Raw genomic sequence first — 10,383 nt, 5'->3', positions numbered from 1 at the left:
TGCCCACCACGTTCCAGGCCCCCTGGCGGAGGGCCCAAATCGCCGGGTCTCGCGAACTCGTTCCACGCCCAGCCAGCCGGAGAGCCCAAATCGCCGGGTTCAGCGAACAGCTTTACAGCCCCGCAGCCTGAATAGTCTCCTTCAGGGCTGCCATTTCGTCATTGGTCAAGGTAATGCCCTTGCCCATTTTAGTGTGGTCCGGGGACCAGCTGCGGATGTCGAACTTGGGCTGGGCACCGTTCCAGGAGACCAGGTTGAGCTCCTTTTGCCAACCGTTGGCCGTGGTGCTGAGGACGCCGATGGTTTCTTCAATTGTGAATTGGATGGGTTCAGAGGATTTACGTGCCATACAAGATTTCCTTTCTGAGTGCTGTTAGTGCGGACAAAAGCGGCTGCGGCAGCGGGCCGAGGCGGGTATTACGGTATGGACCGGGCGGCTGGCGAAGCGCAGTGAGCAACGCCGGGACGATATAGGGCCGACTGGGGTCAACACCGCGCTGGGCGGCGAGGAGCTGGGTCAGCCCATTGACCGGCGGCAAGTGGCCCAGTTCCGGGAACTGGCGAACCAGCAGCGGCCACCAGACGGCTTGGGTTTGGGCGATGCGGCGGGGCCACTCGTTGGGCTGCGGCGCCAGCAGCGTATACCATCCAGTATCCCCGTTCAGCTGCCGGCGCGTGGTTAGCTGACCGAGCTGATAACCAAAGCGGCTCTGGGCTGGATTGAAATTGAGAAAGCCGCCTAAATGCCAGGGGCTGGCGATGCGCCAAACTTGCGTGCCGGCTGGGGTGGGCGCAATGGGGCCGTACCCGGCAATGTAGGTGGCCACCACCCGGTGGTACCCTTGGTGAGCGGCGACGGTGATGGGCAAGTCGTTCCACATCCCGCCGTCCGTCAGCCACCGGCCATGGTCCCGCTGCGGTTTAAGCAACGGGAAGAAACTGCCGCCGCCAATCAGTTGCGGGAGTCGGTCTTGGCAATTTTCCGGCGTCAGCGCGACCACTTGCCCACCGCCAGGCAGTGCCGTGTTGGTAATCCATAGCGGCATGGTCAGCGGATGGACGGCGATATACTGACGAAGCAATTGGGCCAGAGGCGCGGGATCACGCAAGGGACAGTCGGGGTGCACGAAAAGATCGGCCGGGGTGATTTTCTGCCAGTATGCCCATGCCGCCGCGGGACTGCCCTGGAGGAGGACCCCGTTGAACCCGCCGATGGAACTGCCGACGATGGCAGCAGGCGGCCGGTGAGCCCACAGGACGCTGGCGGCGCCGATCTCAAAGGCACCCTTCGCGCCCCCGCCGCCGAGAACGAGACAATACGGTTGATCAAATAAGAGGCGAAAATATGGTTGCATTTTAGAACGACCGTTCGTATACTATAAGGGTAGATATCAAACGTTCGTTCGGGAGGCGTTTTTCATTATGGAGAGTAAACAATCGGTCATCACCACCATTCAATCGCATCTTTCGGGTTCCATGCGCCGGCTATTTGACTGGCCGGCCGAATTACCGGCCGCTATGCCCGCCAGCCAAGCCGCGTATTTCTTGAAGCAAAGCAGCGTCCGCCGCTACCACGTGACGATTACTTTTGACGCCCCGCCGACCCTGCTCCAGGCCACCGGCTACGTGCGGCCCATGGGCGGCGAGCAGTGGCTCTTCACCAGCGACGACCGCAGCCTCTTCCGGGTCTTCACCGTCGCGGAAGTCTACGGCTTACGCCGCGTTGGGGGAACGCCGGCGGCCCGGCCCGCCCCGTTGGCTGAGGTTGAGTAACGACATTACAGAATGTTTCGTTGAAGTGACGCAAGTGATCATCGGACTGGCCAACGAAAATGACCTGAGACCGTTCATCCTATACTTAAATACGCACAACCTGCCCCAAAATCAAAGAATCTGCGCAAAACGCAGATTCTTTTTTTACGCCTTGAAAATCTCTAACGCTGCCAACCAAAAGCGTACCCGCTTACCAATCAATCGCGCTGGCCCCGAAATGCGGTGTTTCTCGCGCTGCTCTGAACATCATGATCAAAGGCAGCGATTCAGTACGGTACTCATCAATTGAACAAACACCCCGCCGTTGCAGGTCCCAAAATGCGGCGTTCCTTGCCGCATTTTATCATTTCAGGCGGTCGCCTCTTTGGCCTGGCTGTCTTTATCCTGGTCAGCGAGCCGCAGCAATTCTTGGGCATGTTCCTTGGTCAGCTTGGTGATCGTCGTGCCGGCCAGCATCCGCGCCAGCTCCTCTACCCGGCCGGTGCCGGATAGCGGAGTCAGTTTGGTCATCGTGCGACCGTTCTTGACCGTCTTGGCGATGTGCACCTGGTGATCGGCCATCGCGGCGACTTGGGGCAGATGGGTAATACAGAGCACCTGGGAATGGCGGCTGATGCGGCTGATTTTCTCCGCGATGGCTTGGGCCACCCGGCCGGAGACACCGGTATCCACTTCGTCGAAGATGATACTGGTGACGCCGTCGGCTTGGGAGAAGATGGTCTTCAGGGCCAGCATGATCCGCGACAGTTCGCCGCCGGAGGCGGTCTTCGCCAGCGGCCGCAACTTTTCACCCGGGTTGGTCTGAATGTAGAATTCCACCGCATCGATACCGGTGGGGCCCAGCTGGTCGTCGTGGACCGTGAAGTGGACGTCAAAGACGGCCTTCCCCATGTAGAGGTCGGCCAGCTGCTGATGAATATCTTTGCTCAGCTGCTTGGCCGCCGCCACCCGAGCAGCGGACAGCGCGTGGGCCGCCGCCAAGGCGTCAGTCTGAGCCGTCGCCAATTTGGCCTTCAGTTCTTCGCTAGACCCCTGCGTATTGTTCATTTCGTCGAGCTCCGCGCTGACTTTCTCCCCGAAGGCAATGACATCGGGCACGGTGGCGCCGTACTTGTGCTCCAGCTGCTGAATGGTGGCGAGCCTTTCTTCCACTTGATCCAGCCGACCGGGTTCATATTCCAGCCCGTCGATCTCCCGGTTCAGACTGCTGCTCACGTCCTGCAGGGAATAATAGGCATTCGCCACGGATTCAGCCATATCCTCGTACTGATTGTCCAGGTGAGAAATGTCCTGGAGGGCACTCATCGCTTCCGCCAGGCGGTCGATCACCCCGGATTCATCATCGTCGCCATTGAGCACGCCGTAGCCGGTAGTCAGGGCATCTTGAATCTGCTGGAAGTGGTTGAGGCGGTCCCGTTCGTTATTCAGATCGTCTTCTTCGGTCGGCTGCAAGTGGGCTTCGCTGATCTCCTTGGCCTGATACTCCAGCATATCCAAGCGCTGGGCCCATTCGCGCTCATTGGCGACCCGTTCCTTGACCCGGCTGGCCAAGTCCTTCCAGTCGGCATAACGGGCTTGATACGTCGTCAGCAGCGGCTTGATCTGGTCAGCGGCATACTGGTCCAGCAGCCCGAGATGCTTTTCTGGGTGCATCAGTTCCTGGTGTTCATTTTGGCCGTGAATATCGACCAGCGTCTCGCCGATGGTCTTCAGTGTGCTGGTGTTGACCAAGTGGCCGTTGACCCGACAGACGTTGCGGCCGCTGGTGAAGAGCTCCCGCTGGAGCACCACCGTATCCTGGTCGTCGTCGCTGGTCACACCGTATTTCTGCAAGAGTGCCGCCGTGGGCGCTGCCGGGGGAATACTGAACATGCCTTCCACCGTGGCTTTCTTCGCGCCAGTGCGGATGAAGTCGGCCGAGCCGCGGCCGCCCACGAGGATCCCGACGGCATCAATAATAATCGACTTCCCTGCCCCGGTCTCCCCGGTGAGGACGGTCATGCCCGTGCTGAAGTCGACAGAAAGCTGTTCGATGATCGCAAAATCATGGATTGCGAGTTCCTGTAACATATGTCGTCACCTTTTTCTTGAATGATCAGATCAAGCTGTTAAACGTACGTTCGTCGATTCACTTGGTCTCATTATACCAAATCGGTGCTCAAGAAAACAGCCGTTCGTCTCGTAATCGGCGGAGCCACTGTAATGTGGCGGCAGTGCCCTGGTCCGTCCGGCAGATCAGCAGGACCGCCGCGTCATCACCGAGGATCAGAAAGACGGCGGGCAGCGGCAGCTGTCGCAGTGTTGCCGCGACGGCGGGTGCGGCCCCCGGCTGGGTGTGAATGGCGATGTTGCGGTCCTGCCGTTCAAAGCGGCTTTGACTGGTCCGCAAAGCCCGCTGCAGCCGCTGTTCAGCTACCGCCGGAAGCGGCTCGGGCAGGGTGTAGTGCAGCCGGTCCTGGGCGTCCCGCTCCTTCACCGCCCCCAGCGCGGCCAGATCCCGGGACAGCGTCGCTTGGGTGGTCACATAACCGGCGGCGGTCAGGCGGGCGTGCAAGTCGGCTTGAGTGGCGATGCGCTGCGTGCTGATCAGCGCCCTGATTGCTGCCCGGCGCGCCTCAGTGCTTGGCTTGGCCATGGCCCGGGGCCTTCAAGGTCGCCCACGCAGCGGCCACTACAGCATCAATCTGCTCCGCGGGATAACCGGCTTGGGGCGTGCCTTCGTTCTGCAGTGCGAGGAGGAACTCAATATTCCCGCTGCCCCCGGTAATCGGAGAAAAGTCCAGCCCGGTGATGCGGTAGCCGTCTGCCGCTGCCGCTTGAGTGATCGTTTGCAGCACTTCTTTGTGGACCGCCGGGTCGCGCACGATTCCGCCCTTGCCCACGTGCTCCCGACCAGCCTCGAACTGCGGCTTGACCAAGACGACTGCGCGGCCATGGGGTTTTAGAATCGGCACCAGGGGCGGCAGAATCAGCCGCAGAGAAATAAACGACACATCGGTGACGGCGATATCCGGCTGGCCATGGGTAAAGTCGGCTGGCTTGCTGTACCGGAAATTGACCCGTTCCATGACGTCCACCCGGGGGTCCTCCCGAAGCGAATAAGCCAGTTGATTATAGCCCACATCCAGCGCATAGACCAGTTTGGCTCCGTTTTGCAGCGCGACATCGGTAAAACCGCCGGTGGACGCGCCGATATCCAACACGGTGGCGCCTTGGAAGTCCAGGCCAAACACGTCCTTGGCTTTGGCTAATTTCAAACCGCCGCGAGAGACATAGGGCAGGCTGTGACCTTTATGGACCAGCTCTGTATCGGCGGGAATCTTCACCCCGGCCTTATCCAGCCGCTGCATCTTGGCGGTATAGATCTCGCCTGCCATGATCGCCCGTTTGGCCTGCTCCCGGGAGGGAAACAGACCTTGGTTGACGGCGAGGACATCGACGCGTTCTTTCTCACTCATGAATAAAAATTACTCCTCTGCTAATTGGTGGATCAAATCGGCGAAGACCGGCGGGATAGCAGTCTGATGGAAGGATGCCAGCACGGCCGGGGTCCAGGCGCCGCGGGCGGCAGTGAGCGCGGCCTGGAGCCGCTGACGGGCGCCGGCCAGACCAAACTGGCTGACGTAGGTACTCTTGTGCTCCGCCGCATCCTTCCCAGCAGTCTTGCCCAACTGGGCCGTGGTCTCGGTCCCGTCCAGAATGTCGTCGCGAATTTGGAAGGCCTGACCGAGAGCGTCAGCGAAAGCCGTGATGGCGGCCGTCTGGGTCGTCGTCAAGTGGCCGGCGATGGCGCCGATTTGGGCCGCGCCGGTAATCAGCCGGGCGGTCTTGTTGCGCACCAGCTGGATCACGGCCTCGTCTGGCACGGATTCACCTGTCGCGGCCATGTCCTGGGATTGCCCCGCAACCATCCCCGCTGGGCCGGCGGCAGCGGCCAATGCCGCTACCATGGCGATGCGGGAGGCGCTGTTGAACGGGGCCCGGGCCAGCCAGCTGAAGGCCAGCGTGAGCAGGCCGTCGCCGGCCAGGATCGCCTGGGCTTCGCCAAACCGGACATGATTACTCGGCTGGCCCCGGCGCAGATCGTCGTTGTCCATCGCTGGCAGATCGTCGTGGATCAGTGAATATGTTTGGATCAGTTCAATTGCCCCCGCGGGGAAGCGCATCGCTGCCGCTGCCGGCGGCGTCTCCCCGAGCTGGCTGACAACGAAAGCCAGCGTCGGCCGCAGGCGCTTGCCGCCGCTGGCCAGGGTATACGCCATGGCGTCATGCAGCGGCTGCTGGGTCACGTCCGCATCGATCTGGGCGGTTAAGAAAGGCGATAATTCCGCCTGGAAAGCCGCTGTGGCAGCGGCCCAGTTACTGGTCAGAATCGTCTGCTGGACTGCTGTCATGGGCGTCGGTTCCTTCCTGATCCAGCGGCTTTTCTTGACCATCCGCCGCCACGATCTTGTTCATCGCCTGCTCTGCTTGGGTGAGCGTCTTCTCCAGCGTCCGAGTCAGTTTGATACCCTGCTCGAACTGGGTCAAGGCCTCTTCCAACGGCACATCACCGCTTTCCAAACGGTTGACGATATTTTGTAACGCGGTCATGTTCTCTTCAAAACTGGGTTGTTTCTTACTCGTCTTCGTGGCCATGAGCAGTTCCTTTCTTTGTTTCCGTAATTTGGGCAGCGGCGGTGCCGTCGCTGAAGTGGATCGTCACCTTCTGGGGCGGATGAATGGCGCTCACTTGCGGCAAGACAGCCCCGGTGGTGTCATCTGCCACATACGTGTAGCCCCGGTCCAAGACCTTCAAGGGACTCAGCAGGTCCAGGGCATGGACCGCGGTGCGCACCGACTCCCGGTCATGGGTCAGCCGTTGGCGCTGGGCCGTCGTTAATCGCTGCTGCAAGTTGGTCAATTGCTGGGCAGCCAGCGCTACCCGGTTTTGCGGGGTTTGCCGCCACAGTCGGTTGACCAGCCCCGCCAGGGCGTTGCGGGCGCCGCTGTCTTGTGTCTGCCACGCGTGCAGCAGCCGCTGCTGGAGATTATCCAGCTGCTGAGCTTGGGCAGCATAGAGCCGCTCGGGCTGATGCAGGACCGGCGCGTTGGCCAGCTGGTCCAACCGGTTGCGCGCGTTCCCCAGCTGGCGGGCGACGGTACGGGTCATCGTCGCCGCATCTTGGCGGATAGCGGCCAGCAGATCGGTGACGGTGTCCGGGGTGGCCAGCTCGGCGGCCGCTGTGGGGGTCGCCGCCCGGACATCGGCCACCAGGTCAGCAATCGTGGTGTCCGTTTCGTGGCCCACGGAAGAAATCACCGGGATGGGGCTTTCCACCAAGGTCCGGGCGACACTTTCTTCATTGAAAGGCCAAAGATCTTCAATAGAACCGCCGCCCCGGCCGATGATCAGGACGTCCAAGCCGGGATAAAGGTAAGCCTGATGCAGCCGTTCGACCAAACTGCCGGCAGCTGCCTCACCTTGGACGACGGCCGGGAACAAGATGACCTGGGCCAAGGGGTAGCGCCGGGCGACGGTGGTCTCGATGTCGTGGATCACGGCCCCGGACTGACTGGTGATGACGCCGATACGCTTCGGGAACCGGGGCAAGGGCCGCTTCGTCTGGGCAAAGAGTCCCTCCGCAGAAAGTTTCTTCTTCAACGCCTCTAACCGGAGGTACAGGTCGCCCTCCCCGGCCGGCTGCAGCTGGTCCACGTATAATTGATATTCACCGCTGCGCTGGTAAACAGCCACTCGACCCACGGCGTCCACCTTCATCCCTTCTTGTAAATCAAAGGGCACCTGGGCAAACGCCCGGGCAAACATCATGGCGTTGATCTTGGCCGTATCGTCCTTCAAGCTAAAGTACTGGTTACCGGGGCGGCGGCGGAAGTTGGACACTTCGCCGGTGACAAAGAGGCGGCCGAGATAAGGATCAGCCTCGAACTTTCGCGCGATGTACTTGGTCAGGGCACTGACGGTCAGGTATTCCGGTTCAGCTGGGTTCATGACGCACCTGACTCTCCGTCAAGGCCACCGTTTGGATCATCAATTCGGCGACCGTCAGCGGCCCGACTCCCCGCGGCACCGGGGTGATCACGCTGGTCAGCGGGGCCACGGCAGCGAAGTCCACATCGCCGGTCACTTTGCCGTCCGCCAGCCGGTCGATACCGACGTCAATCACGACGGCCCCCGGCTTGACCATGGCGGCCGTGAGAAAATGGGGAATCCCCACCGCGATGATGACGATGTCCGCCGTACGGGTCACACTGGCCAAATCTTTGGTCTGTGAATGGGCCACGGTGACGGTGGCGTCTGCGTTCAGCAGCATCGCCGCCATGGGTCGGCCAACGATGCGGGAACGTCCCACCATCACCGCCCGGGCACCGCGCAGCGGTACCTTATAACGTTGCAAAATGGCCATGATGCCGGCCGGCGTCGCCGGCACCGGTCCAGGATCGCCGGACCACAGGCGGCCAGCATTAGTGGGAGTGAACCCATCCGCGTCCTTGGCTGGATCAATGGCCGCCACCACGGCAGCGTCGTCCAAATGTCCCGGGAGCGGCATCTGGACGAGAATGGCATGCACAGCCGGATCTGCGTTCAGTGCTGCGATCTTTGCCAATAGTTCAGCCTGACTGACGGTGGCGGGCAATTGAATCACGGCCACATCGATACCGAGCTTAGCGGCCCGCCTTTCTTTATTCCTAATGTAAAGCGTACTCGCTGGATCGTCCCCCACCTGGATAATGCGCAGCGCCGGCACTACGCCCTGCGCTTGCAGGGACTGGATACGCGGCGGTAAGGCATTTAATAAGTCATTGGCCAAGGCACGGCCGTCCACCACTGTCGTCATGACATTCCTCGCTTTCACTAAAAAAACACCCTACACCAAACCGGCGGACCCGGTGTACGCCTGGTCGGCGGTTCAGCATACGGTGTACCGATCGTTAGGCTTGGGCAGCATCCCGGGTCTTGGCAACAGCCGCCAGCAGTCCGTTAACGAACTGCGGCGCATCGTTGCCGCCAAACTCCTTGGCCAGCTCGATCATCTCGTTGAGAATAATACTGGTCGCCAGGCCTGGTTCATAATTCAACTCGTACGTCCCCAGCCGCAGCAGCACTAAGGTCGCCCGCTCCAACCGGTTGATCTTCCAGTTGGTGCGCAGGTGGGCCTCAATCACGGTGTCTAGGTCGGCCTGATGGTCTAAAACCCCCTGGACCAGTTCATCCAGGTAGGGTGGGACATCGGCAGAAGCCACGTGATTCAGTTCGAACACGGTGGGATAGACGTCCGCGGGGACTGTCTTTTCTTCCCCGAACATCACATTAAATAACGTCTGGAAGGCAAGCCGCCGGGTCTGGTGGCGATCAATCATGCTGCGCCTCCGGTTCGGCGGGTGCCTCGGTGTCCTCGTCCGTATCCCGGAACAAGTCAGCTGGATCCTGTTTCTTCGCAGCCTTCTCCGGGACCAGCCCGTCGACGTGCACGTTGACCTCGGCCAACTGCAGGTCAGTCATGAACAGCATCTGTTCCCGCAGGCTCTTCTGCAGCGCCAGCGCGACCTTGGGCACGGACACGCCGTAGTCCAGGTAAACGTAGATGTCGGCACTGAGCTTGCCGTCGTCCCGCGTGGTCAGCTTGACCCCTTGGCCGTGGCTGTCCTTACCCAGAAGGGAAGAAATGTTGTTCGCCAAGGACCCGCGCATGGCGTAGACTCCATCGACCTGCTGGGCCGCAATGCCCAGCACGACTGCCAAGACCTCTGGCGTGATCTCAATATCCCCGGAATGATCCGGTTCTGCTGCTAACACAATGCGTTTTTCCTCTGCCATTGCGCAGACCTCCAATCATGGGGTGAACGGATTAGCTGTTCGCCCGGGAAATATACGTACCGTCGGTGGTGTTGATCGTCAGCACATCGCCATCGGTAATGAAGAAAGGCACTTGCACGACCAGGCCGGTCTCCATCGTCGCCGGTTTCGACCCGCCGTTGGCCGTATTGCCCTTGATCGTCGGCTCGGTTTGAGTGACCTTCAAGTCGACGGTGTTCGGCAAATCGATTCCCAGTGTCTCGCTGCCGTACATGATAATGTTGACCATCATGTTTTCCTTCAGGTAGTTGAGCTCATTCTTGATCTCACTGCCAGGCAGTTCCAGTTGTTCATACGTGCTGGTGTCCATGAAGACATAGTTGTCGCCGTCCTGGTACAGATACTGCATCTGCTTGGTATTGATCTCAGCGGGTTCTACTTTTTCAGTGGCCCGGAAGGTCTTTTCTTGAACGGCGCCGGTACGCAGGTTCTTCAGCTTGGAGCGGACGAAGGCACTGCCTTTGCCGGGCTTCACGTGCTGGAACTCCACGACGCGCCAGAGCTCGCCGTCGACCAAGATGGTCAGGCCGTTTTTAAAATCGTTAACGGAAATCATGCTATTCCTCCAATTAATTGGTACGCTTAAATGTCTACTCTATCTTATCAAAAGTGCGCGCTTGGCGCCACCGCGGGGATACCGTCTTGTCTTGACCCGGGTGACTATGGGATGGGCCGATTGGGAGGCAGGTTAGTGTCGGGCGTTGGCCCGGGTGACTACGGGCTCCGCAGATTGGGGCTGGAACACCGTGGGT

At 60.4% G+C, this 10,383-nt stretch carries 13 protein-coding genes; 1 reads left to right on the top strand and 12 read right to left on the bottom strand.

Translation table 11 applies throughout. The annotated features are described in order from the left end of the window. Positions 1-112: 112 nt before the first annotated feature. Positions 113-349 (bottom strand): YdbC family protein, encoded by a 237-nt coding sequence (locus tag L248_RS06020; protein WP_022529245.1) that lies wholly within the window; start codon positions 347-349, stop codon positions 113-115. Further along, entirely contained in the window at positions 339-1,355 is a 1,017-nt protein-coding gene (locus L248_RS06015) for a patatin-like phospholipase family protein (protein ID WP_022529244.1), read from the bottom strand. Before L248_RS06015 ends, L248_RS06020 begins: the two co-directional genes overlap by 11 nt. A gap of 67 nt (positions 1,356-1,422) precedes the next feature. On the opposite strand from L248_RS06015, the gene L248_RS06010 reads away from it, so the two are divergent. Continuing rightward, on the top strand, positions 1,423-1,773 hold the full coding sequence (locus tag L248_RS06010) for a hypothetical protein (RefSeq protein WP_022529243.1): 351 nt from the start codon (positions 1,423-1,425) through the stop codon (positions 1,771-1,773). A gap of 348 nt (positions 1,774-2,121) precedes the next feature. On the opposite strand, the gene recN is transcribed toward L248_RS06010, so the two are convergent. From recN to efp, 10 genes are all read right to left on the bottom strand, one after another. Beyond that, complete coding sequence (recN, locus tag L248_RS06005) at positions 2,122-3,843, bottom strand: DNA repair protein RecN (protein ID WP_022529241.1); 1,722 nt, start codon at positions 3,841-3,843, stop codon at positions 2,122-2,124. A gap of 88 nt (positions 3,844-3,931) precedes the next feature. Beyond that, positions 3,932-4,408, bottom strand: a complete 477-nt coding sequence (locus L248_RS06000) for an arginine repressor (RefSeq protein WP_022529240.1) — start codon at positions 4,406-4,408, stop codon at positions 3,932-3,934. Then, positions 4,389-5,231: a TlyA family RNA methyltransferase gene (locus tag L248_RS05995; RefSeq protein ID WP_022529239.1), complete on the bottom strand. Its 843-nt coding sequence runs from the start codon at positions 5,229-5,231 to the stop codon at positions 4,389-4,391. The genes L248_RS06000 and L248_RS05995 overlap by 20 nt, the downstream gene beginning before the upstream one ends. 9 nt (positions 5,232-5,240) lie before the next feature. Further along, positions 5,241-6,167 (bottom strand): polyprenyl synthetase family protein, encoded by a 927-nt coding sequence (locus L248_RS05990; RefSeq protein WP_022529238.1) that lies wholly within the window; start codon positions 6,165-6,167, stop codon positions 5,241-5,243. Beyond that, complete coding sequence (locus tag L248_RS05985) at positions 6,133-6,411, bottom strand: exodeoxyribonuclease VII small subunit (RefSeq protein ID WP_022529237.1); 279 nt, start codon at positions 6,409-6,411, stop codon at positions 6,133-6,135. The genes L248_RS05990 and L248_RS05985 overlap by 35 nt, the downstream gene beginning before the upstream one ends. After that, a complete protein-coding gene (xseA, locus tag L248_RS05980; RefSeq protein ID WP_022529236.1) occupies positions 6,392-7,765 on the bottom strand; it encodes an exodeoxyribonuclease VII large subunit in 1,374 nt (457 codons plus the stop codon). The genes L248_RS05985 and xseA overlap by 20 nt, the downstream gene beginning before the upstream one ends. After that, positions 7,752-8,612, bottom strand: a complete 861-nt coding sequence (locus L248_RS05975; RefSeq protein ID WP_022529235.1) for a bifunctional 5,10-methylenetetrahydrofolate dehydrogenase/5,10-methenyltetrahydrofolate cyclohydrolase — start codon at positions 8,610-8,612, stop codon at positions 7,752-7,754. Before L248_RS05975 ends, xseA begins: the two co-directional genes overlap by 14 nt. A 94-nt stretch (positions 8,613-8,706) precedes the next feature. Next, entirely contained in the window at positions 8,707-9,135 is a 429-nt protein-coding gene (gene nusB / locus L248_RS05970) for a transcription antitermination factor NusB (RefSeq protein WP_022529234.1), read from the bottom strand. Continuing rightward, positions 9,128-9,592: an Asp23/Gls24 family envelope stress response protein gene (locus tag L248_RS05965; RefSeq protein WP_022529233.1), complete on the bottom strand. Its 465-nt coding sequence runs from the start codon at positions 9,590-9,592 to the stop codon at positions 9,128-9,130. Before L248_RS05965 ends, nusB begins: the two co-directional genes overlap by 8 nt. Before the next feature lie 31 nt (positions 9,593-9,623). Then, positions 9,624-10,187, bottom strand: a complete 564-nt coding sequence (gene efp / locus L248_RS05960) for an elongation factor P (RefSeq protein ID WP_022529232.1) — start codon at positions 10,185-10,187, stop codon at positions 9,624-9,626. Between the last annotated feature and the right edge of the window lie 196 nt (positions 10,188-10,383).

Origin of the sequence: Schleiferilactobacillus shenzhenensis LY-73, from assembly GCF_000469325.1 — a bacterium.
GTDB lineage: Bacteria > Bacillota > Bacilli > Lactobacillales > Lactobacillaceae > Schleiferilactobacillus > Schleiferilactobacillus shenzhenensis.
This window is presented reverse-complemented; position numbering and strand designations above follow the sequence as displayed.

Coding starts and splice junctions, on each gene's coding strand:
- L248_RS06020 (WP_022529245.1), bottom strand. CDS start 349: ATGGCACGTAAATCCTCTGAACCCATCCAATTCACAATTGAAGAAACC.
- L248_RS06015 (WP_022529244.1), bottom strand. CDS start 1,355: ATGCAACCATATTTTCGCCTCTTATTTGATCAACCGTATTGTCTCGTT.
- L248_RS06010 (WP_022529243.1), top strand. CDS start 1,423: ATGGAGAGTAAACAATCGGTCATCACCACCATTCAATCGCATCTTTCG.
- recN (WP_022529241.1), bottom strand. CDS start 3,843: ATGTTACAGGAACTCGCAATCCATGATTTTGCGATCATCGAACAGCTT.
- L248_RS06000 (WP_022529240.1), bottom strand. CDS start 4,408: ATGGCCAAGCCAAGCACTGAGGCGCGCCGGGCAGCAATCAGGGCGCTG.
- L248_RS05995 (WP_022529239.1), bottom strand. CDS start 5,231: ATGAGTGAGAAAGAACGCGTCGATGTCCTCGCCGTCAACCAAGGTCTG.
- L248_RS05990 (WP_022529238.1), bottom strand. CDS start 6,167: ATGACAGCAGTCCAGCAGACGATTCTGACCAGTAACTGGGCCGCTGCC.
- L248_RS05985 (WP_022529237.1), bottom strand. CDS start 6,411: ATGGCCACGAAGACGAGTAAGAAACAACCCAGTTTTGAAGAGAACATG.
- xseA (WP_022529236.1), bottom strand. CDS start 7,765: ATGAACCCAGCTGAACCGGAATACCTGACCGTCAGTGCCCTGACCAAG.
- L248_RS05975 (WP_022529235.1), bottom strand. CDS start 8,612: ATGACGACAGTGGTGGACGGCCGTGCCTTGGCCAATGACTTATTAAAT.
- nusB (WP_022529234.1), bottom strand. CDS start 9,135: ATGATTGATCGCCACCAGACCCGGCGGCTTGCCTTCCAGACGTTATTT.
- L248_RS05965 (WP_022529233.1), bottom strand. CDS start 9,592: ATGGCAGAGGAAAAACGCATTGTGTTAGCAGCAGAACCGGATCATTCC.
- efp (WP_022529232.1), bottom strand. CDS start 10,187: ATGATTTCCGTTAACGATTTTAAAAACGGCCTGACCATCTTGGTCGAC.